We start from the raw sequence: 23,296 nt of genomic DNA, 5'->3' as shown, positions 1-23,296 counted from the left end.
TTTTTGGTTATTTAAAGTAGAAATCCAAGAAAAAATGCCAATTTTGCAACCGAAACTAATGAAACAGCTTATGAAATTTGCCATTTTCGGAAATACGTATCAGCCTAAAAAGTCTTTGCATGCACTCAGACTGTTCGAGCTTCTCAAGAAGCAGGGAGCGGAAATCTGTATGTGCCGGGAGTTTTACCAGTTCCTGACGGCAGATTTAAAAATGGAAGTGCCTGTCGATGCCCTGCTCGAAGGCAACGACTTCACAGCCGATATGGTTATCAGCATCGGAGGTGACGGCACATTTCTGAAAGCTGCCCGCCGGGTGGGTAGAAAACAAATCCCCATTCTCGGCATCAACACAGGGCGACTGGGATTTCTTGCCGATGTTTCACCCGAAGAGATGGAGGTGACTTTCGAAGAGATTCAGGCAGGCAGATACAGTGTGGAGGAACGAAGTGTATTGCAGCTTATCTGCAATGACAGAAATCTCCAGGAATCGCCTTATGCCCTCAACGAAATTGCGGTGCTCAAGCGGGACAGTTCTTCCATGATCAGCATCCGCACTGCGATCAACGGTGCTTATCTGAATACTTATCAGGCAGACGGACTGGTGATTGCCACTCCTACCGGCTCTACTGCGTATTCATTAAGCGTAGGCGGCCCGATCATCGTTCCTCATTCCAATACGATCGCCATTACCCCGGTAGCTCCGCACAGCCTCAACGTCCGTCCTATCGTCATTCGTGACGACTGGGAAATCACGCTGGACGTGGAAAGCCGCAGCCATAACTTCCTCGTTGCCATCGACGGCAGCAGCGAAACGTGCAAGGAGACAACTCAGCTGACCATTCGCCGGGCAGACTACAGTATAAAAGTAGTGAAACGGTTCAATCATATTTTCTTCGATACCCTCCGCAGCAAGATGATGTGGGGAGCGGACGGAAGGCGCTGATCTTCCGACCGAACCTTCGTAACTATCTGATTCCGGACTTTCGGGCATAAAAAAGTACATCCTTCCTCACCAGGACAGAATGTACTTAAACAAAAACAAACAATTATATAAAACGGACATCCAAGAGACTCCGTTTATATAAGCAATAAGCATGTTGTGGGAAACATACACATGCTATAAAGGGTTTATCCCCGTTCGGGTACTTCACAGTAACCTTTTTAGAAAAACATCTCACCCCATATTTTATAATAGTTCATATTTCTTTCGGACACATAATTAAATATGTTCAAGTATTTTTCAGTCAATTATCACCAAGGGTAAATATGCGAAATAACTCCCTGCCGCTGTAACGCTTCCAATATCTGCATGTCTTTGAGCGACCTGCACCTGCCTCCATGTCCTAAATAATACACCCGCCACGGAGTGGAACCATATCGACGGGCTATCCGAACATACACTTTTCTCCTTCTGGAGAACCAGACTTTCCATAAACTTTCCATTTCTTCTTTTACTTTTAAATAAGTAAACTAAAAACCCTTTTTAAGACATTGCCCACATCGAAGCAATGTTCATTCTCTTTATTTTGTCACTGTGTGTGTACCTTTACAAGCATATATCCCAATGGATAAATTCAGAACCAAAGTAAATAGAAGGCATGCAAAATGAGCTTGTTGTTTGAATTGCGTGTCACAATTTACTACTTACATTTATCTATTACTTCTTAGGTAACGGAAGTCCATTACCGGACTTTACACATAGGGGAAAAGAAGCGAAAAAGGCAGCGGCCTTTGCGAGAAGCACTGTATAAAAGGGTTATGAAGGAGATTTTGTCGGATGACAAACAATAAGGGTTCGGAACATGAAGTCAGTGGTATTCGTGTTCTCATAGTGTTATTTTATTTTCTTAAGTCAGAGAAATAAAATAATGTATAATAAGTTTGGGATATGAGATTCTTTTTATATATCTTTGCGTCGTATTTATTTCCGTTACCTAAGAAGTAATAGACATGATAACACACTAATAGCCAGCACTCTGATTATATTCTATTCTAATTATTGCAGTTTTCAACGTAAAAACAATTCAACCGATTTGCTTCTGTTCTCTTTTCCAGTTCAAAACCTTTCAGGTAGATTTGAGTCGTCTTAATAGATTTGTGTCCCAATGATTCACTGATCATTTCAATAGGTATACCCTGGTATTTGGCATTCGTTGCCCAAGAATGGCGGATGGTATATGAGGTGACAGCCGACTTTAAGTGAAGTTCCCTTGAAAGACTTTTCAGCTGATTATTGAACCGACGAAGCGCCGACTGGTATTCTTTATACATGCTTTCACCTTTTGGGCTTTTATTCCCTCTCAGAATACTGAATAAATAATTCGTTCCATCTTCCCGAACAGGGTCATTATTGCGAAGTTTACTGATCGTGGGCAGAGATGACTCCAGCACCTCAAGACTAACAGAAGTGCCTGTCTTGATACGGTTATATCTCAATACCCCTTGTGCCAATGCCGACTTTTCCAAATGCGCAAAATCCGCAAAAGGCATTCCGCAGAACTGGAACATCAGTCGGGCAATCTCCTGAGTACGCCGCAAGTGCTTAGACTGGGGTGTTTTATAAAGAAGTGTATGCAGTTCCTTTACAGGTATTGCCTTTTTCTGCCGGACATCCACACCGGTATATACATCACGAAACAATCGGGGGATAAAACGGGCGATACCAGCTTCCACACCACGATTGTAAATACAGCGCAGCATTCGCATATAGGTAGAGATCGTATTGAGTTTCAGTTTGCAATCGTACAGATATTGTCCGTAACGTCGCAAAGACTCGCGAGTGATCTGCTCGAATGCAATATACGTACTGCCATGAAATCTCGTAAATGAAAGAACCGCATTCTTATACACATGTGCCGTAGAATAGCGCCCTTCTTCCTGCAAACTCCGGATATACGCTTTGGCACATCCGGTAAATCCAATTTTAGCTCTTTTCTGTTTCATAATCTTGTTATTTTTATTTGGTTACTTAGGGAATATAACACAATCAGCCACTTGTTTTGTCGTTAAGGCACCTAAAAAGCTCTTAAACGATTATCAATCTGACAAATCTCATTATAATAGATGTATCAACCGGCTCCTCTCTCTACGTATTGTTTTTCCAATTATTGCTGTCACCCATCACAAAAACAGAAATAACACACTCATAGTCAAGGCTTAACGCTGTGACGGCAACAGGTGACGGCACGGTGATGACAACTATTGCCGTCACACGCCCATCGACTACACTGAACTCGCTACTATTGACTTTTGACATCATACACTCTAGTATAACTAGTTTCCATACGCTGGAACCAATGTTTTCAAGCGTCCGAAACTTTGGTTTCAAGGCTTTGAAACTTTAGTTTCAAGCCGATGAAACTTTAGTTCCAAGCTGAAGAAACAAAAGTTTCAAACGGGAGAAACTAAAAAGCTCTATATAGAACTACAAGCAGATCATAAGGAACCATTGAAAACAAGGCAGTGTGACAGCAAAATTTGCCGTCACACTGCCGTCACCTACTGCCGTCACCTCATTAATCACTCATATTCAAGATATTATACCCAACAAAGTGACAGATGACAGCAATTTATAGTTTTTATTTTTATAGAGAGACTAGCTGACACGTAAGTATATCATAAGAATGTTAATCCAATTGTTGTGAATGGCAGAGTTTTTTCTTTTTCAAACTTTGTATAAAGGCTAAATTCTATTCGCTCATCATTGCAAAGAAATGATTAAATGGCTACTTATTTCCTGGAAACAACCCGTATGTTTTCCGTTTCTGTTCCATCAGCTGCCTGGTTCTTTCTCTATGCGGTGATTTTCTATTAGTCTTTCTTCCCAGATAAAAAGGGAATCCGAATCCGACACTTACATTCAGATCACGGGCGAATGTAGAACTTTTATAGACTCCTCTCTCCACCTTTTCTCCCGTATAAAGGTCTGTTACATATTTACGATAAGCAAATCTCCCCAATGGCTGTATATAATTGACATTCAACAGTAAAAAACAATTTCGACTGAGCTTATAGTTGGCGGTAATACCTGCCGAAAGAATAAAAGCATCGATACACTCACTACCATAGTTACTTTCATCATCCCCTCTATACTCTATCTTATATAATTCATTTCCTCCTTTTTTCTTTAGTTCCGCACAAACACGCTGATAGGAAATGCTATTCACACCAATCCCCAAACGAGGATAAAAAGCCCAATGGGAATTTTCAAAGCGATAAGCAACACCAAAATCCAGACAGGGATTAACGTCCGGTTTTTGCGTTCCCGGTATGAGATTATTCACATAGTAATCCGCTTCGACTGCATGGACTAATTCAGTATAACAATCCCGCCTATATTTCACGGGAATCCCCAAACGGATATTCGTATACCATCCCCATTTACGCGAAAAGAAATGTTGCAAACGAAGGTTGATAGCAGGAAACACAGATTTCCGGTCCGACATTGCAGTGTACATATTTCCCTTCCCCCGATAAGCCAGGTCAAAACAGGTTCCCACATCCAAGTCTAACTGTAGCAACTTATTCTTGGTAGATGGATCTTTAAGAAACAGGCTTTCCTGCGCCTGCGATACAGGCACAACACATGCAGTAAACAATAGCATGGCTAATAAATGTACTTTCTTCATAGACAGCAGATTTAATAGAAAGTAACCGGATCGCTCAGCCGTTCAACCGTTTCACCGCTTTCCATTGTCAGCACTACACGAAAACGGAACTCTCCGCCTGATTGGGGAATGGTCAATAACGCCTTATATATCTTGTTTACTTCATCTATCATGGATATAACCCCTCCATTAACAGTATAATCTGTCTGCTGATCTTTAACAAACGTCTTTGGATAGTCATAAAAGCAGGAAGTGACTTCTGCTCCTGCGGGAAATTCTTCATTAAAAGCTGTTTCCGTAAATATCTGAATCTTTTTGATGCCATCCGATAATACATGGCGAAGATAATGATCGGCGTCATAAGATTCCGGATCTTTTTCCCCCGCATCTGTCAGCAAACGGATCTCCATCATATAAGCCTCTTTGAGAACTTTGTTATCAAGAGCCTCCTTAGGTTTCTCACCTGCATTATCCCAATGATATAACTCCACTTCTTTCAAAGTACAGGAGATGTCTATCGGTTCAGCCAAATCCTGTTCATCGCAAGTCATGGCTGTCACCACCAGAAACAGTAATGATAGCAGTAGCTGAGTCAAGTGCTTTTTCATACGTATTATTCTATTAGTTTTCACAAAGTTAACCTTTTTCTAATAGAAAAATGCGCCAAAAAGCCTTTTACTGCTTATTGGCGCATTTTTTTCTTGAATTTATATCGGTTAGTCCAGCGTAAACTTCTGAGAGCCGATCAGATTTCCGCCCTCGAAGATATCCAAACGATAGTTTCCGGCATACAAAAACTCTTCCACATCCCAGAATACATTCACGTTCTGTTCCTCACCGTTGTATTCGATATACTTTTTGATGGAGTAAGTCAGTGTACGGTTTTCGTAAGAGAAAGTGTTGGATGCACTCTTGGTCAGTGCGTCATTATCCGGTTTGGTGATACGTATATAGATGGTACGTTCGCCATTCTCTGCCGTAATATTCTTCACGACTGTAAAGCTGATAGCCAGCTTCACGATGTCTTTCACTTTCTTTGCAACCTTCCCCCGTTTATTGCGCGGTTCGATACGGATATTGGTCACATCGAGCTGGGCAGCCAGTGTCACCTTCTTATCCAGATTCTCCTTTTCTTTGGAAAGTGTACTGATTTGCTGTGAAGCAGTGTTGTATTTCTGAGTAACGTCTGCAATCACCTGTTGCTGGCGTTTATTGATTCTGTCCAGTGAGTCTATCTGACTGACGTAACTCACCAATATTTTACGGAGAGACGCCAATTCCTTCTTCAGACGACGGATCTCTGTTGCATTCGAACTTTTCACCGTACGAAGTTCTTCAAGCAGTCTCTGAGTTTTCAATTGTTCTTGATCCAACAATTGCGCCAACGAATCATTAGATACTTTAAACTTTAATTCGTCGTATCTTTGCACAAAGCTGCTATACTCATTCTCCAAATCTTCCTTATCCAACTGAAATTCCTGTACCAGCTCGCGATTGGCTTTCTTTTCAGTAAACAACAAATAAGTGATGCCGATAATCGCTATCACCAAAACAGCTACAGCTGCAATAAGAAGGCTTTTTTTGTTCATAGTTCCAATTGTTAATCAATAACGGGCACAAAAGTAATCATTTCGTAACAGAGTAACATAGTCTTGGGCATTTTCTTTAACGAAAATTATTACGGAAAAATTTCTTTAATTAGGATTATCGTTGTAATTTTGTCGCGCTAAAAAGCATGAAATAAATTATCAACTTTTTAAATATATAGTATTATGTCAAAAGTAACCGTAGTAGGCGCAGGTAACGTAGGTGCTACATGTGCAAATGTACTTGCTTTCAATGAAGTAGCAGACGAAGTAGTAATGCTGGACGTTAAAGAAGGCGTTTCAGAAGGTAAAGCAATGGATATGATGCAGACAGCTCAACTGTTGGGTTTCGACACAACTGTAGTAGGCTGCACTAACGACTATGCTCAGACTGCTAACTCTGACGTTGTTGTAATTACTTCAGGTATTCCTCGTAAACCGGGTATGACTCGCGAAGAACTGATCGGTGTAAACGCTGGTATCGTTAAATCAGTGGCAGAAAACATCTTGAAATATTCTCCCAATGCAATCCTTGTTGTTATCTCTAACCCGATGGATACAATGACTTACCTGTCATTGAAAGCTCTGGGCTTGCCGAAGAACCGCATCATCGGTATGGGTGGCGCACTGGACAGCTCTCGTTTCAAATATTTCTTGTCTCAGGCTTTGGGCTGCAACGCCAACGAAGTAGAAGGTATGGTTATCGGTGGTCACGGTGATACTACTATGATTCCTTTGACTCGCTTCGCTACTTACAAAGGTATGCCTGTAACTAACTTCATCTCTGAAGAAAAACTGAACGAAGTGGCTGCTGCTACTATGGTAGGTGGTGCTACTCTGACTAAGTTGCTGGGTACTTCTGCATGGTATGCACCGGGTGCAGCAGGAGCATTCGTAGTTGAATCTATCCTTCACGACCAAAAGAAGATGATCCCTTGTTCAGTATATCTGGAGGGAGAATACGGTGAATCAGACATTTGCATCGGTGTTCCTGTAATCCTTGGCAAGAACGGTATCGAAAAGATCGTTGAACTGGATCTGAACGCTGACGAAAAAGCTAAGTTCGCTGCCAGCGCAAAAGCTGTTCACGGAACAAACGCCGCTTTGAAAGAAGTAGGCGCTCTGTAATTAGCAATCCCCTTACATTTATATAAGCTAAGAAAGGCTGTCCTTCGCTATGAGGGACAGCCTTCTTTCTTTTCTATCCAATAGTTGTCATTCACTCTTTACATTCTGAGAAACCCACATTCCAATGTCCTGTTTACTCAAAGCAGCCGCCATAAGGTCCGGAAACTTATCGGGAGTACAGGCAAATGTCGGCACCCCTATGGAAGCGAGAAACTCAGCATGCCCCTTGTCGTAGGACGGAGCACCGTCATCGTTCAACGCCGGAAGGACAATCAACTGCACACCGCTATTGACCAACGAGACAAATTCTTTCTCATTTCTCTGGAGTCTCCTCCTTCGTAAAGGTCAGTCACCAACACCATCACCGTGTCCTGCGGACGGGTAATGACTCCCTGACAATAAGTCAGCGCACGGGCTATATCGGTTCCTCCCCCGAGCTGTACCCCGAAAAGCAGATCCACGGGATCTTGCAAATCATCCGTCAGATCAACGACTGCCGTATCAAAAACCACCATACGGGTAGATACCGCCGGAATGGATGCCAACACAGAACCGAATATGCCGGAATAAATGACCGACGTCCCCATAGAACCGCTTTGATCCAGACACAGGATAATGTCTTTCATCGCTTTCCGTTTACGCCCGTAGCCAATACGGATTTCGGGAATAATCGTCTTATAGTCCGGTTGGTAGTTTTTCAGGTTCTTGGTAATGGTCGTTTTCCAATCTATCTCATTGTAACGCGGGTTCCTGCGACGGCTGGAACGGTTCAAAGCACCGGTTACCGCCTGTTGCGTAGGAGCCGACAGTTTGCGAAGCAACTCCTCAACCACCTTGCGGACTACCTGGCGTGCCATTTCCTTATTCTTTTCAGGAATCACCCGGCTTAACGACATCAGGGTGGCAACCAGATGAACATCGGGGACGACCGTTTCCAGCATTTCTTTTTCGGTAAGCAGACTGGTCAGATTCAGACGTTTTATAGCATCCCGCTGAATCACTTGTACCACTGTCTGCGGAAAGAACTCACGGATATCTCCAAGCCATCGGCTTACTTTGGGAGCCGAGGAACCCAGCCCCCCCTCTTCTGTCACTATCATATACAGCTTCCAGAGAATGGTCTATCCGCTGTTCTTCCAGATTCAATGTCACGCCTGTACCGTCAGCCTCATCGCCGCCCAGTATCAGACGCCACCTTTTCAGTAATTCTTCTTCCATCTTCTTTCCTTTACTTTGTTTCCAGTCCCAATAATTGACGAATCACGGGGATTACCTTCTTTGCTTCTTCCCGATTCAGACACTCATTCTCCGTTACCGAAGCTCCTACGGCAGATGATGTGCCCGTAGAATCCGTACGACGGGCTTTCTCACCCAGCTTACGGCGTTCGGCAGAGGTAAATTCGCTGAAAGTACGCCTCAATACAGGCAACAATTCCATAAATGTTTCTTTGTCCTGCGAACATACCCAGTTATTCACCAAATTCCAGAGACGGTCGTCCAGCAACAGGATCGAACCGGATGAACGTAAAAAGCCTTCGAACCAGTATACCATATCTGCCGGAGCATTGCCAACAGAAGAATAAAAACTAAGTGTCGTCTCCATCTCCTCTGCGGAGATTTCCCCTTTGTCATTCAGCAGACGGGTAGCATAACCGGACAACAACGGATGCACATTGGCAGAAGAACGTACCTGACCGATGAAATTGCGCCACATCAGGTTCAGTTCTTCCCGATTCAGAATGGAGAGCGCATAGTCCGTGGCAACCAATTTATTCAGAAGATCACCGGCAGCCTCTTCATCGATATTGATACACACCAATACACCACCCGCAAGAATACGGGCAATCATGGCTTCGAGCATATCACCAACCTTCGAGAAATCAAGATCACGCACGTTTCCGTAACGGACGATATTCACCAGATCGGGGACCGCCTCCATCATTTCCAGAATATCGGTAGAAGCAGCCGAAAGACGGTCCAACTGTACGGTCATCGCTTCTACCAGCGCCGGAAGATCGGCGGGGAGGACCGTACTCAACAAAGCTGTCAGTTCCGGGATATGCTGAATCTCCGCCATCTGTTTCAACAGATATTTCTGCGTAGCTTCCATCACCGTGTTTCCCCAGATAGCCCGTTCAATGATTTGGATGATTTGTTCCGGTTTGTGATACAAGGTCCATTTTTCCTTGAAAGTACCTTTCCCGTCTATCCGTCCGAGGATAGTCCAGTCGATGCCCAGCAGTTGCAGGCGATGGAAGAAGATACTTCGCTCCAGATCATTCGGCTTGCGGAGGTCTAATATCAGTTCTTTGATCTCGGCGGTGAACGGAACACGCAGACGTTTCTGTATTTTCTCCACGTCTACCAGCAGAGGTACTTTGGGAACGTCATCAGGTACACTTCCCAAGCGGTTGCTGATGATCAGTTCTTCTTTGATAATCTGCAACAAAATATCATCTCCGAAGCCCATCACCGTAGTGACAGCTTCGTTATATTCATTCAGAGAAGGATAAGGCAGATCTCTCAAAGCAGCCGTCACCTGTGCCAGACGGACGGTTTCAATAACATGGGCTACCGAGATATCCATATTCTTCTGCCGCAACAGAGAGGCGATCCGGCTCACCCAAAGCGTGCCATCATCCTCCGGATGATGCCAGAGATAATGATACCAGCCCGGAGATTCGATTCCCGCACCGTACCCGCTGCGGAAAGCAAGCCGGTCATACGTCCACGGAATCCATGTACATTCTACCTTTACTTTGGGAAGTCCCTTCAGTAGTTCATTATCGTCCTTTACTTTGGGCATATCGTCCAGTGCGGGTACATGCCATGCACCACAGACGACGACAATGCGTTCGAAATTCTCCTTCTGTGCCGCACGTATCATTTTACGCATCCACGCTTCACGTATCAGGTCACGCGGAGAGGTGTGCCCCGGAAGTTCTTCCCGGAGAGCAGTCACAGCTTCTTGTACCGCCTGAAAAATATCGGCAGGTTCTTGCCGGTGTTCAATCATAGTTTCCCACCAGGATTCACCATCAGTAAATCCTGCGGCATGAGCCAGCCAGTCGAACGGGTCGCCGGCTTCTGCGACTTCAGCGGTCGTTTCCGTCTCCTGTTCAGAGGTCTTTTGTGCCCGAAGAGCCAGCGAATAGATCAGAGGCAAGTCGAAAAAGCGGAAAGGTATCCGGTTCTGTACGGCATAACGCATCGCCTGCCACTCGGGCGAGAACTCCGCAAAAGGGTAGAACACTGCATTCTGAGGCTCGTCCGGCTGGTATGCCAGCAAAGCTACCGGAGGCGTCATCTGCGGATTTTCCACACAGGCCAGCAGCGCTTCGGCTTCTGCCGGACCTTCTACCAGAATCAGATCCGGTTGCAGTTCCTGCAAGTAGTTCAGCACATTGCGGCACGAGCCGGGACCGTGATGCCTGATGCCTAGTAAATGAATAGCCATTTCTTCCTTTCTTTTTAAATCATATCCCTTGAAGCACGGTAAATATCTTTCCAGCCGTCCCGATTCTTCACGACCGTTTCCATATATTCCTGCCAAACGACTTTATCCTGTACAGGGTCTTTGACCACTGCACCCAAAATACCGGATACGAGATCTTCGGCATGAATTTCTCCGTCACCGAAATAACCTGCCATCGCCAGTCCATTGTTTACCACCGAAATAGCCTCTGCCGTGCTAAGCGTTCCGCTCGGAGTCTTCAGTTTCGTCTTACCGTCGGCAGTGGCGCCCTGACGAAGTTCACGGAAGATAGTAACGACACGGCGAATCTCCTCCAAAGCAGGCTTTTCAGCCGGGAGCTGCATTACTTTCTCAAAGCTCTCTACCCGTCGGCGCACAATATCTATTTCTTCATCAATAGAATCCGGCAAGGGAAGAATGACCGTATTGAAACGGCGCTTCAAGGCGCTTGACAGATCATTGACTCCCTTATCCCGATTATTAGCAGTAGCGATGATATTGAAACCGCGGATTGCCTGTACTTCTGTATTCAGCTCCGGGATGGGCAATGTCTTTTCAGAAAGAATGGTGATCAGTGTATCCTGCACATCGGAACCGATGCGTGTCAGCTCCTCAATACGGCCTATCTTACCTTCCTGCATAGCTTTCATTACCGGAGTTTGCACCAATGCCCCCACACTCGGACCTTCCGCCAGCAAACGGGCATAGTTCCATCCATAACGGATCGCTTCTTCACCGGTGCCGGCCGTACCCTGCACTATCAAAGTGGAATCACCGGAAATAGCAGCGGCAATATGCTCGCTCACCCAGCTTTTCGCAGTTCCGGGCAGTCCGTAAAGCAGCAGCGCACGGTCGGTGACAAGGGTTGCCACAGCTATTTCCATCAGACGACGGTTACCTATATATTTAGGAGAAACTTCAAACCCGTTTTTCAATTTACCGCCCATCAGGTAGGTAACCACTGACTGCGGAGACATCTCCCAATTCTCCGGAACGGGATTTGTTTCATTCTGTTTCAACTCGTGAAGTTCTTCTGCAAATTGCTGTTCAGCATGTTGTCTTAATAAAGTGCTCATATCTTCTTTCTGTTTTTATTAGTCATTATTTAATAAGGTATCTATTCTCTGCTTCAAATCCATGTATTCCATCATCAACCGGGAAAAACGGGTGGAGGTATTATTCTCTTGTGCGGCCATTGAAAGCGCTGTCTGTTCGATGGGTTTTCTCATCTCGGACGGGAAGTATAATGCCAGTCGTTCGGCTGTCTCCTTAGGGAGATAGTAATTATTCCGAAGCATCCGCTGGAATACACGGGTGGAGAATTTCATTCCCCATCCAGTGCCGTCTTCGTTGAACCAGCTATCCGGAATATAGCCGCCTCTCTCTGACTGAAAAGCTATTTCCTCCCGTTGGGAGGAAGGCAATAACCCCATCAACGCGTCCGCCATTTTTTCATCCGCATTCTCCTTCAAGGTATGATATGCCCAACCGGAGTCGCTGAAATTCAGGATCGGTTTCGACAGGTCGAACAGTCTCTGAAAAGGAGGGTTCTTCGCCAGTTTGCTGGCAGCCTTCTCCGGCGGACAGTCATAAAACTCACTCCAGAAACTTAATGGAACACGTTCCGCCAACTGGCGTAACAAGAAACGATCATCCTTCTCGTTTTTATTGGAACTCACCTCTTCAAGTCCCAGTTTCTTCATTTCAGGGGTAAATTCAATCTTATCATACGACCATCCCAAAAGGAAATTGAAATGTAATTTCCCCCGCAATAATTCTTCGTATATTTTCACCAGTTCGGAGTCCGGCAGGCTACACAATAATCGCCGGGCCGTTTCTTTGACATTACTGCTCCGGTCGGTCGCCACGATCTCTTGCAGGAATGCTTCGTCTGATTTACTCAACCCCCACCGCAAACACTGAATCAGTTCATCCCGATGGGCAGCCGACTCATTCTTCAGTTCGGTCTGCAATAAGGCAAGCCCCTGCTCCGGACTATTTTTCCGCAGATTGGACAACATTCGTTTCCGTTCTTCGTGAGAGGCGGTTTCCCAAGTTTCATTACCGGATTCTCCCCATACGGGAAATCCCATTTGCGGAAGAAGCCAACGTCCTCTTTGCCCTGTCAGCAGAGACAGCCAGTGCTGTTCCTCATACCTGTAGGGATTATTCCGGTCAAAAGCTCTTCGCAATAAAGTTTGCAGATAGGCAGGAGGGATCAATTTTCCTTTGTCGGCAGCTCTCCGGTAAGCATACAGCAAAAGATACTGATTTTTATTGAGATACAGGGAAGTAAACAACTCTCCCACTTCACGGAGGAAGTAAGGTTTGTCTTCTTCCGGAGCTTCTGTCACATTTGTAACTCCTGCAATGGATTGCGCTTCCACTCCGGCACGTGCAAAGGCAAAGCCCAAAGCGGACTGCTGATAGAAGAGAGCTTCCGCATCCTCTGCTTTCGCCTGAATGTCGCGGAGAGTTTCTTGCAACTCTTCCGGAAAATCAGTCGTTATCAGTTCACGGGTGGCAGTGCCAAGCAATGCCACATTGATGATATGATCAGTTAAGTTCATCTTTCCAAAAATAAAATTCAGATTGATACCAGATTGTTTTCAATTCACAGGAAACGGCGTCTGCCAGCAAAAAAGCCGAGAAGGGTTTTCCGCCTGTTATAGCCAGTATGTCAACACGTGCAGTCTCTTCGATATGCACCGGAACGGCCACACCTCCGGCATCCTGCAGATAGTGCGTATTTCCGCTTGTTACCAGTCTGACATTGTCCACCAAGAGAGGAACTTCCTCCGCAAACGGATGAGTCTGTATAACTGCTCTGTAAGATTGCATGGCAACCGGTATATCGGCACACAATGAAGGCAGGAAGGTACTATCCAGCCATTTCATATTTTGGGGTAGGGCACGCAAGGCAGCAACGCCCTGATAAAAATACAACTCTCCTTCATAGACGCCACCGGGAACCAGATTAAATTCCGGCAACGCTCCGGGAGCCAGAAAGTTTAAATAGAGGGCCATACGGTGACTAGACTTCCCGTACAACCAGAAAGTTTCTGTCCGCAGCTCATTTATTTTCCGGCTTCTGGTATGCAAAACGATCCATTGGTCTGTCACCGGTACGCCGGACATCACTTCTTCCTTCGCCTGCGGATATCCAACCTGAGTACGGATTTCCGTTTGCCACTCAGCAGAAAGAGAATCCAGATTCTTATAACTTTCTGTCAGAAGATACAGTTTACTCAATTTGTCGGTAAGCTCATATTTCCAACTGTCTGTATAGTAATTGATTTCCTGTAGCGATCGTAACCTGCCCGCCAATCCGCCGGCCTGTGCATCAATCATCCTGCGGGATATGGGTTCAAATAGTGTATGTGCTCTTTCCGGGATATTCAGCAGCCCGCTGCGGAGCAAGTCTTTCATCCAGATCTGAAGATCATCAATTCCAGCCAATACCTTCTGATGGCGCACGGCCTGCCTCTTGGCCTGTGCCGCTTCATCCACCGGAGTTTCCGATTTCTCTTTCTGCTCTTTCTTCTCCGCCTTCTCTTCACGTTTGGAGAGCCATGCCGTTACCCAGTCCGGTTCCTCCGCTTCCTTGAAAAGATCAGCATGGGAAGCATACATAAATAAAAGCCCCAACCCATGTTTACACGGAAACTTACGACTGGGACAAGAACATTTGAATGCAATATTCTTTGTATCAACTACTGTTTGATAAGGCGTTTTTCCACTTCCTTGGCAGTGTCCCCAGATGGCGCGGTCACTATGCTCCAGAAGTACCCACTTAGTCCGGTTCGCCAGCCCTTTTCCTGCTTTGACAGACGCAGCGTCCGGAGCGAGTTGAGTGATTTGTTCTTCTGTCAGATTTAATAACATTATAGTATGTTTATCATGTTTCAAAATGCAAGTATAGCATATTTTCCAAAGAGAAGCATTTAAAAAAAGCTAATTCATTTTGCGTTTTCACAGAAAGCACATACATTTGCATCGTTGTTTATGCAATTATTGTTTAAGTCAACAAGTACAAAAAAATGAACTATTTCAATAAACAATTTATATGATAACGGGGTTATTTAAAAAAGAAGTATCACCTTATTAATATGTAAGATGCGATGAAAAAACTATTTCTTCTGACAATTCTGTTGAGCCTGACTTTTATAGTAAAAGCGCAAAGCTTCCTAAGCCTAGATAGTTGCCGCGCATTAGCTCTTGCCAACAACAAAGATCTGTTGATAAGCAATGAAAAAAATAAATGCCGCTCATTATCAGCACAAAGCTGCATTTACCAACTACCTGCCCAGTTTCTCGGCTACGGGAACTTACATGAGAAATCAAAAAGAATTTTCATTATTGAACAATGACCAGAAAGCGGCGCTTTCGGGATTGGGGACCAATTTGGCCGGTCCGATACAACAGACGGCTACAGAGATTGCTACCGCACACCCGGAGTTGAGACCGCTTATCGCTTCTTTAAGTGAAAAGTTAGGAGCTGCCTTGCCCGCCCTCGACCAGGCAGGAAACTCACTGGTGGATGCGCTCCGCACAGATACAAGAAATGTATATGCAGGTGCCATCACGCTGACACAGCCATTATACATGGGCGGCAAAATCCGTGCATATAATAAAATCACAAAGTATGCCGAAGAATTAGCGCAACAGCAACATCAAGGAGGCATGCAGGAGGTTATCATGAGCACTGACCAGGCTTACTGGCAAGTCATATCCTTAGTGAACAAGAAGAAACTGGCCGAAGGCTATCTCAAACTTTTGCAGCAGCTGGACAGCGATGTGGAAAAGATGATTGCCGAAGGAGTTGCCACAAAAGCCGACGGTTTGTCCGTACGTGTGAAAGTCAACGAAGCGGAAATGACACTGACTAAAGTGGAAGACGGATTAAGCCTGGCCCGAATGTTGTTGTGTCAACTATGTGGCATTGATCTCAGCTCTCCTATCACGTTGGCAGACGAAAATATGGAGGACATTCCACTGCTCACACCGGAGACCCACTTCGACATGTCCACCGCTTACGCCAACCGTCCGGAGATACGCAGTCTTGAACTGGCTACTCAGATTTATAAACAGAAAATAAATGTTACCCGCGCCGAACATCTTCCGTCCATTGCGTTGATGGGAAATTATATGGTGACCAATCCTTCCGTATTCAACAGCTTTGAGAATAAATTCAAAGGAATGTGGAATGTGGGCGTTATGGTACAGATACCTATCTGGCATTGGGGGGAAGGCATTTACAAGACCAAAGCCGCCAAGGCAGAAGCACGAATCGCACAATATCAGCTTCAGGATGCGAGAGAAAAGATCGAATTGCAAGTTAACCAATCCGCTTTTAAAGTAAAGGAAGCCAGCAAAAAACTGGTAATGGCAACCAAGAATATGGAAAAGGCTGACGAAAATCTCCGTTATGCCACCTTAGGCTTCAAAGAAGGGGTCATTGCCACCAGCAATGTCCTGGAAGCACAAACGGCATGGCTGTCCGCCCAATCGGAAAAGATTGACGCACAAATCGACGTGAAGCTGACGGAGATTTATCTGAAGAAGTCTTTGGGAACGCTGAAATAATGGACAGTTGACTATTGACAATTAAAGACTGAGGTATTCAATCAATTTATTATTCGTAATTTATAATTCATCAATAATATGGCACCTATAAAATCACAAAACAGCAATATGCTGCTTGCATTTCTTACTTTACTGGGAGTTATTGCAATCGTTGCAGTCGTTGGCTTTTTCATGCTCCGCAAAGGTCCTGAAATTATTCAGGGGCAGGCTGAAGTTACCGAATACCGCGTTTCAAGCAAAGTTCCGGGACGTATACTGGAATTTCGTGTGAAAGAAGGACAAAGCGTAAATGCCGGAGATACACTGGCTATTCTGGAAGCCCCCGATGTAGTGGCTAAAATGGAGCAGGCACGTGCCGCCGAAGCTGCCGCTCAGGCACAAAACGAAAAAGCAATCAAAGGTGCACGTGAGGAACAGATTCAGGCAGCCTATGAAATGTGGCAGAAAGCTCAGGCCGGTGTTACGATTGCCGAAAAATCATATAAGAGAGTCAAGAACCTGTATGAACAAGGAGTAATGCCCGCACAAAAGCTGGACGAGGTTACCGCACAACGTGACGCTGCCATCGCTACCGAGAAAGCTGCCAAAGCACAATATACTATGGCAAAGAACGGTGCGGAACGTGAAGACAAGATGGCTGCCGAAGCGTTGGTGAACCGTGCCAAAGGAGCTGTTGCCGAAGTAGAATCTTACATTAAGGAAACCTATCTGATTGCTCCGGCTGCCGGAGAAGTTTCCGAGATTTTCCCGAAAGTAGGCGAATTGGTAGGCACAGGTGCTCCTATCATGAACATAGCCGAACTCAATGATATGTGGGTGACTTTCAACGTACGCGAAGACTTGCTCAAAAACCTGCCTATGGGAGCAGAATTTGAAGCTGTTGTTCCCGCGCTGGATAATAAAACAGTCAGACTCAAAGTATACTATCTGAAAGACTTAGGTACTTACGCCGCCTGGAAAGCAACCAAAACTACCGGTCAGTTCGACCTGAAGACATTTGAAGTCAAAGCTTCTCCGATGGAAAAAGTGGAAAATCTTCGTCCGGGTATGTCCGTTATCATTAACAAATAATCATGAAAGAGAGAAAGAAGAAATATGTAGCCTTATGGCAAGTCATGCAGAGGGAGTGCAGGCGGTTAGTATCACGCCCGCTCTATCTCTTTTGCATGGTCATCGCTCCATTGTTCTGCTACCTATTTTTCACGACCCTGATGGATTCGGGACTTCCGCAGAATCTTCCGGCGGGCGTGGTAGACATGGATGATTCGTCTACTTCACGCAACATTGTCCGCAATCTGGATGCTTTCTCGCAAACAGGTGTCGTAGCTCATTACAGCAATGTGACGGATGCGCGTATCGCTGTGCAGGAAGGCAAGATCTACGGTTTCTTCTATATCCCGAAAGGCTTGTCGGCAGAGGCACAAAGCCAACGGCAGCCCAAAATCTCTTTCTACACCAATTACTCCTATCTGATTGCGGGTTCTTTACTATTCAGAGACATGAAAATGATGGGAGAACTCACCGCCGGCTCTGCGGCAAGGAGCGTACTATATGCCAAAGGAGCTACGGAAGATCAGGCAATGGGCTTCCTGCAACCGATCGTGATTGACACGCATCCACTGAACAACCCGTGGCTGAACTATTCGGTATACCTCTGCAATACACTGATACCGGGAGTACTCATGCTGCTCATCTTCATGGTCACCGTTTATTCTATCGGTGTAGAAATCAAAGACCGCACTGCCCGTGAGTGGTTGCGAATGAGTAACAATTCCATTTACATTGCTTTGGCAGGCAAACTGCTTCCGCATACGGTGGTCTTTTTCATAATGGGGATATTCTATAATGTATACCTGTATGGTTTTCTGCATTTCCCCTGCAACAGTGGCATCTTCCCGATGATATTCGCCACGCTCTGCCTTGTATTGGCATCCCAGTGTTGCGGCATCGTCATGATAGGTACACTGCCTACACTCCGCCTCGGATTAAGTTTTGCCTCCTTGTGGGGAGTGATTTCATTCTCCATCTCCGGTTTTTCTTTTCCGGTGATGGCAATGAATCCTGTTTTGCAGGCCTTGAGCAACCTGTTTCCGTTACGTCATTATTTCCTGATTTATGTAGATCAGGCGCTCAACGGATACAGCATGGCTTACTCATGGTCCAACTATATGGCATTATTAATATTCATGATGCTTCCCTTCTTTGTGGTTCACCGCTTGAAAGAAGCATTGGTTTACTATAAATACATACCCTGATGAAAGATATAAAATTTAAAGACAAGATAGCCCAAGGCATCAACGACCTGTTTTATATCTGGAAGCGCGAGTTTCAGACAACTTTCCGCGACCAGGGGGTACTGATTTTCTTTATCCTCGTCCCACTGGGCTATCCGTTACTGTACAGCTTTATCTATGACAATGAAGTGGTACGAGAAGTTCCGGCCGTTGTAGTCGATGACTCTCATTCATCCCTGAGCCGCGAATATCTCCGGAAGGTGGATGCCACACCGGACATTCAGATTGTTGCCTACTGTGCCGATATGGAAGAAGCCAAACAAATGCTGAAGAACCGGCTTGCATACGGCATCATCTATATCCCATCTGATTTCAGCGACAACATCGCCAAAGGGAAACAGACGCAAGTCAGTATCTATTGCGACATGAGCGGATTGCTGTACTATAAATCCATGCTGATCGCCAATACGGCCGTATCACTGGATATGAATAAAGATATAAAGATCGCGCGTAGCGGGAACACGACCGAGCGACAGGACGAAATCACCAGTTATCCGATAGAATATGAAGAGATTTCCATCTTTAATCCTACAGCGGGTTTTGCCGCTTTCCTGATTCCTGCCGTATTGGTGCTGATCATACAGCAGACGCTATTGCTCGGAATCGGACTGGCAGCAGGAACTGCCCGGGAAAACAACCGGTTTAAAGACCTTGTACCCATCAACCGGCATTATAACGGAACGTTGCGAATTGTACTTGGCAAGGGACTAAGTTACTTCCTTGTGTACGTACTGGTATCATTTTATGTGCTGCATATCGTGCCAAGACTATTCAGCCTCAACCAGATCGGGCAACCCGGTTCACTAGTATTATTCGTCGCCCCCTATCTGGCAGCCTGCATTTTCTTTGCAATGACCACCTCCATCGCCATTCGCAACCGGGAAACCTGTATGCTGATTTTTGTATTCACCTCCGTACCGTTGCTGTTTATTTCCGGTATTTCGTGGCCGGGAGCTGCCATTCCTCCGTTCTGGAAATATGTTTCTTACATTTTCCCGTCCACATTCGGCATCAATGGCTTTGTGAAGATCAATAATATGGGAGCTACCTTAAGCGAAGTCGCCTTTGAATACAAGGCATTGTGGATACAAGCAGGCGTTTATTTCCTCACCACTTGCTGGGTATACCGCTGGCAAATACTGATGAGCCGGAAACACGCCATAGAGAGATATAAAGAACTGAAAGAAAAAGAGAATCTGGCCAAACAGATGACCGATTGAGACAATTAAGAGAGAGAGTTTAGTACGATGTGTGCTTCTTCGGAAGTATACATCGTTTTTCTTTATAAGAAGAGAAATTTCTTTATGGGAGGAAATGAAAAAGTCCTCCGCTCCATCTATTGGGCAGAGGACTTTATGAATGGTATTATAAAGAGAATATAATTCAATTAGAATTTGTAACCTACTCCGATAGAGAAGTTGATGTTCTTAGGAGAGCCGTCACCATCGTACATCTTAACTAATCCGAATTCACCGGATAAGTCAACAAAGAACCGATTGATTTCATAAGCAACACCCATACCTAGACCAAAATCAAATCTTTTCGCTGCATCATCACCAAAGAAATCACTTTTAACGCCAGCTATCTTGTATTTACCGGCAATACCACATGCCAGATACGGACCGGCTTTTACAACTACATTTTGTCCGTCTACCACAGCAAATCTTGCAGCAGCCATTACCGGCAGTTCCAGATACATCGGATTAGCCTTGATATCACCCAGTTTAGCACCTTTCTGAGTAAACATCAATGAAGGCTGAATAGACCACATATCAGTAAACTGATACTCCATTCCCACTCCAACATTAAAACCTACTCTCATGTCCGTATCAGCGTCTCCTGTGAAATTACTCATGTTCATACCTACCTTAGCATTCCAGGAAATCTGAGAATAAGAAACGATAGAAACAAGTGCAAACAGCACAAAAATCAAACCTTTTTTCATATCAGTCATTTTTTAGTTTGCCTCCCTCTTCCCTCCGGGCTGCATAGTTAATAGCTTCATTATCGAGTACGGGGAATCTTTCAAGCTTTGCCTTGTGCTGAAACGCACTCTCCTTTTATTAACATACGTTTTATACTCTACAAAAGTATTTCATTTATTTTATATAAAAAAGCCACGAAAGGCATTTTGTTCACCTAAATGTCCTAAAGATTGCTTATTTGGATGAATATAACGTTTATCCACATTATTTTCATGCTTACGAAAAGGGGCTTTTACCCGCCAATCACCCTATTTCAAACGGGCATTTACAATATTTAACTGACTAGCTATTGCTTAATTACGAAATATTCGTAGCTTTGCGAAAGAATCGTAATTAAACATCATCTCCATGGAAAAGTTAACTATACAAGAAGAAGAAGTAATGATCTACATTTGGGAGTTACAAGACTGTTTCGTAAAGGACATCGTATCTAAGTTTCCGCAACCGGCACCACCTTATACTACCGTTGCGTCCATCGTGAAAAATCTCGAACGGAAAGGATACGTTAAATCGAAACATATAGGAAACACCTATCAGTATACTCCCGCTATTCGTGAAAATGAATACAAACGCCACTTCATGAGTGGAGTTGTCCGCAACTATTTCGAGAACTCTTATAAGGAAATGGTTTCTTTCTTTGCAAAGGACCAGAAGATATCTACGGATGACCTTAAGGACATTATCGACCTGATAGAGAAAGGAAAAGAAAAATAAACTGAAACTTTATCGATATGACTCCGGAACTTGCCTATTTCTTAAAGATAAACGTAGCCATCGCATTGTTCTACGCTTTCTATCGGTTGTTTTTTCATAAAGACACCTTCTTCCACTGGCGACGGACCGCTCTGTTATGCTTCTTTGGCATCTCTCTGCTCTATCCCTTACTGAATATTCAAGAGTGGATAAAGGAGCAGGAGCCGATGGTGGCAATGGCAGATCTTTATGCTACGATCATACTTCCGGAGCAAATCATCGAGGCACCACAGGAAACAACGGCCAACTGGCAGGAGCTAATCCCACAAATTCTGGGATTTATCTACTGGACCGGTGTATTACTTCTTGCCCTACGCTTCCTGATCCAGCTGGGCAGTATCATACGATTGCATTTCCTATGCCCGAAAAGCACGATACAAGGATCACGTGTACACATATTGAAGAAAGGTACAGGACCCTTTTCCTTCTTCCACTGGATATTCATACATCCGGAATCGCATACAGAATCCGAGATCAGCGAAATAATCACGCATGAAGAGACTCATGCCCGCCAATATCACTCAGCAGATGTACTCGTCAGCGAGATCATGTGTACTTTCTGCTGGTTCAATCCCTTCGTCTGGCTGATGAAACGGGAAGTCAGAGGTAATCTGGAATACATGGCAGATCACCGGGTATTAGAGACGGGACATGATAGTAAATCATACCAGTACCACTTGCTGGGACTGGCACATCACAAGGCTGCAGCAAATTTATCTAATAGTTTCAATGTTTTACCACTTAAAAATCGTATCAAAATGATGAATAAACGAAGAACCAAAGAAATAGGAAGGACTAAATATCTGATGTTCCTTCCCTTGGCTGCCCTGTTGATGATTATCAGCAACATCGAAGTAGTAGCTCGTACAACGAAAGAATTTGCCAAAGAAATGATGGCAGCACCGGAAGAACAAGGTGTTTCGCAAACCGAACTCGCCAATGGTCCGGAACTTCCCGATGGAATGACGGGAGTAGCAACATTACGGGATAAAAAAGGAACGCAGAAAACAAAAGAGGTAGCTCCTCCTCCCCCTCCGGCAGCCGTTAAAAGTGCTACTGTAAACGATTCTGTCGTATTTGAAGTTGTAGAAGAAATGCCCGACTTCCCCGGTGGACAATCAGCACTGATGGAATATCTCGCCAAGAATATCAAATATCCGGCAACAGCTCATGAAAATGGAAAGCAAGGACGTGTGATTGTCAGTTTTGTCGTTAAAAAAGACGGAAGTATCAGCGATACTAAAGTAGTTCGAGGCGTAGACCCCTATCTTGACAAGGAAGCTGAACGTGTGATTACCGCCATGCCTAATTGGAAACCCGGCAAGCAAAGAGGACAAGCTGTGAACGTAAGATTTACGGTTCCCGTAACTTTCCGTCTGTCCGGTCCGGAACCTGCAAAACCAGCGGAAACTCCCGAAGCAATAGCGATAGAAAAGTTTGAAGAAGTCATAGTAACCGGCTATGGTCCTAAAGAAGATACGCCCAATAATGAACCAACTTTCAAAGTCGTAGACGAGATGCCTAAATTCCCAGGAGGACAGGAAGGATTAATGCGCTATTTAGCCAAAAATATAAAGTATCCGGTTATGGCCCAGCAGAATAAGGAACAAGGAAAAGTGCTGGTACAAATTATTATAGGAAAAGACGGTAACGTGTCGAATATAAAAATATTAGAAGGTGCGTCGGCATGGTTGGACGCTGAAGCGATTCGTGTAGTGCGGGGTATGCCTAAGTGGGAACCGGGAAAACAGAACGGACAAGCCGTTGCCGTAGAATATACATTCCCTATTACATTCCGACTTCAATAAGCAAAACCGGAAATATCATTATTCCCCTAACAAATAAATAACAGAAAAAAGGAGCAATCGTAAGCGATTCCACT

16 protein-coding genes and 2 pseudogenes are annotated in these 23,296 nt (G+C 44.8%); 8 read left to right on the top strand and 10 right to left on the bottom strand.

Features of this window, described 5'->3' with window-relative positions; all coding sequences use genetic code 11:
* The first annotated feature begins 34 nt into the window (after positions 1-34).
* On the top strand, positions 35-943 hold the full coding sequence (locus HMPREF9007_RS17250; protein WP_008760837.1) for an NAD kinase: 909 nt from the start codon (positions 35-37) through the stop codon (positions 941-943).
* A 1,049-nt stretch (positions 944-1,992) separates the two neighbouring features.
* Here HMPREF9007_RS17250 and HMPREF9007_RS17260 read toward each other — a convergent pair.
* The 4 genes from HMPREF9007_RS17260 to HMPREF9007_RS17275 all read right to left on the bottom strand — a co-directional run bounded on the left by HMPREF9007_RS17260 (position 1,993) and on the right by HMPREF9007_RS17275 (position 6,196).
* Complete coding sequence (locus HMPREF9007_RS17260) at positions 1,993-2,943, bottom strand: tyrosine-type DNA invertase cluster 3b (protein WP_008760835.1); 951 nt, start codon at positions 2,941-2,943, stop codon at positions 1,993-1,995.
* A 782-nt stretch (positions 2,944-3,725) separates the two neighbouring features.
* A complete protein-coding gene (locus HMPREF9007_RS17265; RefSeq protein WP_008760833.1) occupies positions 3,726-4,628 on the bottom strand; it encodes a hypothetical protein in 903 nt (300 codons plus the stop codon).
* An 11-nt stretch (positions 4,629-4,639) separates the two neighbouring features.
* Positions 4,640-5,215 carry a DUF5034 domain-containing protein gene (locus HMPREF9007_RS17270; protein ID WP_008760832.1) on the bottom strand — a complete coding sequence of 192 codons (576 nt, stop codon included), beginning with the start codon at positions 5,213-5,215 and terminating at the stop codon, positions 4,640-4,642.
* Between the two features lie 108 nt (positions 5,216-5,323).
* The gene (locus HMPREF9007_RS17275; protein WP_008760831.1) at positions 5,324-6,196 is read right to left on the bottom strand and encodes a hypothetical protein; all 873 of its coding nucleotides are present in this window, start codon (positions 6,194-6,196) and stop codon (positions 5,324-5,326) included.
* Between the two features lie 183 nt (positions 6,197-6,379).
* On the opposite strand from HMPREF9007_RS17275, the gene mdh reads away from it, so the two are divergent.
* The gene (mdh, locus tag HMPREF9007_RS17280; RefSeq protein ID WP_008760830.1) at positions 6,380-7,321 is read left to right on the top strand and encodes a malate dehydrogenase; all 942 of its coding nucleotides are present in this window, start codon (positions 6,380-6,382) and stop codon (positions 7,319-7,321) included.
* A gap of 87 nt (positions 7,322-7,408) precedes the next feature.
* Here the strand turns inward: mdh and HMPREF9007_RS17285 are convergent.
* The 5 genes and pseudogenes from HMPREF9007_RS17285 to HMPREF9007_RS17305 form a co-directional block, all read right to left on the bottom strand.
* Positions 7,409-8,539 (bottom strand): annotated as a pseudogene (locus tag HMPREF9007_RS17285) (VWA domain-containing protein).
* Positions 8,540-8,549: 10 nt separating this feature from the next.
* Complete coding sequence (locus tag HMPREF9007_RS17290; RefSeq protein WP_008760829.1) at positions 8,550-10,778, bottom strand: DUF5682 family protein; 2,229 nt, start codon at positions 10,776-10,778, stop codon at positions 8,550-8,552.
* A gap of 14 nt (positions 10,779-10,792) precedes the next feature.
* Positions 10,793-11,872 carry an AAA family ATPase gene (locus tag HMPREF9007_RS17295; RefSeq protein ID WP_008760828.1) on the bottom strand — a complete coding sequence of 360 codons (1,080 nt, stop codon included), beginning with the start codon at positions 11,870-11,872 and terminating at the stop codon, positions 10,793-10,795.
* Between the two features lie 18 nt (positions 11,873-11,890).
* Positions 11,891-13,366, bottom strand: a complete 1,476-nt coding sequence (locus tag HMPREF9007_RS17300; protein ID WP_008760827.1) for a DUF5691 domain-containing protein — start codon at positions 13,364-13,366, stop codon at positions 11,891-11,893.
* Positions 13,353-14,681 (bottom strand): SWIM zinc finger family protein, encoded by a 1,329-nt coding sequence (locus tag HMPREF9007_RS17305; protein WP_008760826.1) that lies wholly within the window; start codon positions 14,679-14,681, stop codon positions 13,353-13,355. Before HMPREF9007_RS17305 ends, HMPREF9007_RS17300 begins: the two co-directional genes overlap by 14 nt.
* 236 nt (positions 14,682-14,917) lie before the next feature.
* On the opposite strand from HMPREF9007_RS17305, the pseudogene HMPREF9007_RS17310 reads away from it, so the two are divergent.
* The 4 genes and pseudogenes from HMPREF9007_RS17310 (at position 14,918) to HMPREF9007_RS17325 (ending at position 19,896) form a co-directional block, all read left to right on the top strand.
* Positions 14,918-16,382: pseudogene (locus HMPREF9007_RS17310) on the top strand (TolC family protein).
* 78 nt (positions 16,383-16,460) lie between these two features.
* A complete protein-coding gene (locus HMPREF9007_RS17315) occupies positions 16,461-17,453 on the top strand; it encodes an HlyD family secretion protein (protein WP_008760824.1) in 993 nt (330 codons plus the stop codon).
* Between the two features lie 2 nt (positions 17,454-17,455).
* A complete protein-coding gene (locus tag HMPREF9007_RS17320) occupies positions 17,456-18,637 on the top strand; it encodes an ABC transporter permease (protein ID WP_008760823.1) in 1,182 nt (393 codons plus the stop codon).
* The gene (locus HMPREF9007_RS17325; protein ID WP_008760822.1) at positions 18,637-19,896 is read left to right on the top strand and encodes an ABC transporter permease; all 1,260 of its coding nucleotides are present in this window, start codon (positions 18,637-18,639) and stop codon (positions 19,894-19,896) included. Before HMPREF9007_RS17320 ends, HMPREF9007_RS17325 begins: the two co-directional genes overlap by 1 nt.
* 167 nt (positions 19,897-20,063) lie before the next feature.
* On the opposite strand, the gene HMPREF9007_RS17330 is transcribed toward HMPREF9007_RS17325, so the two are convergent.
* On the bottom strand, positions 20,064-20,621 hold the full coding sequence (locus HMPREF9007_RS17330; protein ID WP_008764158.1) for a porin family protein: 558 nt from the start codon (positions 20,619-20,621) through the stop codon (positions 20,064-20,066).
* Between the two features lie 388 nt (positions 20,622-21,009).
* Between HMPREF9007_RS17330 and HMPREF9007_RS17335 the strand changes: the two genes are divergently transcribed.
* Positions 21,010-21,375 (top strand): BlaI/MecI/CopY family transcriptional regulator, encoded by a 366-nt coding sequence (locus tag HMPREF9007_RS17335; protein WP_008760820.1) that lies wholly within the window; start codon positions 21,010-21,012, stop codon positions 21,373-21,375.
* A 17-nt stretch (positions 21,376-21,392) separates the two neighbouring features.
* Positions 21,393-23,222, top strand: a complete 1,830-nt coding sequence (locus HMPREF9007_RS17340) for a M56 family metallopeptidase (protein ID WP_008760819.1) — start codon at positions 21,393-21,395, stop codon at positions 23,220-23,222.
* The last annotated feature ends 74 nt before the right edge of the window (positions 23,223-23,296 follow it).

The sequence above is a fragment of the Bacteroides sp. 1_1_14 genome, from assembly GCF_000162515.1.
GTDB classification, from domain to species: Bacteria; Bacteroidota; Bacteroidia; order Bacteroidales; family Bacteroidaceae; genus Bacteroides; species Bacteroides thetaiotaomicron.
The sequence above is the reverse complement of the archived record's forward strand: the minus strand, read 5'-3'. Positions and strand labels throughout refer to the sequence as shown.

Coding starts and splice junctions, on each gene's coding strand:
- HMPREF9007_RS17250 (WP_008760837.1), top strand. CDS start 35: ATGCCAATTTTGCAACCGAAACTAATGAAACAGCTTATGAAATTTGCC.
- HMPREF9007_RS17260 (WP_008760835.1), bottom strand. CDS start 2,943: ATGAAACAGAAAAGAGCTAAAATTGGATTTACCGGATGTGCCAAAGCG.
- HMPREF9007_RS17265 (WP_008760833.1), bottom strand. CDS start 4,628: ATGAAGAAAGTACATTTATTAGCCATGCTATTGTTTACTGCATGTGTT.
- HMPREF9007_RS17270 (WP_008760832.1), bottom strand. CDS start 5,215: ATGAAAAAGCACTTGACTCAGCTACTGCTATCATTACTGTTTCTGGTG.
- HMPREF9007_RS17275 (WP_008760831.1), bottom strand. CDS start 6,196: ATGAACAAAAAAAGCCTTCTTATTGCAGCTGTAGCTGTTTTGGTGATA.
- mdh (WP_008760830.1), top strand. CDS start 6,380: ATGTCAAAAGTAACCGTAGTAGGCGCAGGTAACGTAGGTGCTACATGT.
- HMPREF9007_RS17290 (WP_008760829.1), bottom strand. CDS start 10,778: ATGGCTATTCATTTACTAGGCATCAGGCATCACGGTCCCGGCTCGTGC.
- HMPREF9007_RS17295 (WP_008760828.1), bottom strand. CDS start 11,872: ATGAGCACTTTATTAAGACAACATGCTGAACAGCAATTTGCAGAAGAA.
- HMPREF9007_RS17300 (WP_008760827.1), bottom strand. CDS start 13,366: ATGAACTTAACTGATCATATCATCAATGTGGCATTGCTTGGCACTGCC.
- HMPREF9007_RS17305 (WP_008760826.1), bottom strand. CDS start 14,681: ATGTTATTAAATCTGACAGAAGAACAAATCACTCAACTCGCTCCGGAC.
- HMPREF9007_RS17315 (WP_008760824.1), top strand. CDS start 16,461: ATGGCACCTATAAAATCACAAAACAGCAATATGCTGCTTGCATTTCTT.
- HMPREF9007_RS17320 (WP_008760823.1), top strand. CDS start 17,456: ATGAAAGAGAGAAAGAAGAAATATGTAGCCTTATGGCAAGTCATGCAG.
- HMPREF9007_RS17325 (WP_008760822.1), top strand. CDS start 18,637: ATGAAAGATATAAAATTTAAAGACAAGATAGCCCAAGGCATCAACGAC.
- HMPREF9007_RS17330 (WP_008764158.1), bottom strand. CDS start 20,621: ATGAAAAAAGGTTTGATTTTTGTGCTGTTTGCACTTGTTTCTATCGTT.
- HMPREF9007_RS17335 (WP_008760820.1), top strand. CDS start 21,010: ATGGAAAAGTTAACTATACAAGAAGAAGAAGTAATGATCTACATTTGG.
- HMPREF9007_RS17340 (WP_008760819.1), top strand. CDS start 21,393: ATGACTCCGGAACTTGCCTATTTCTTAAAGATAAACGTAGCCATCGCA.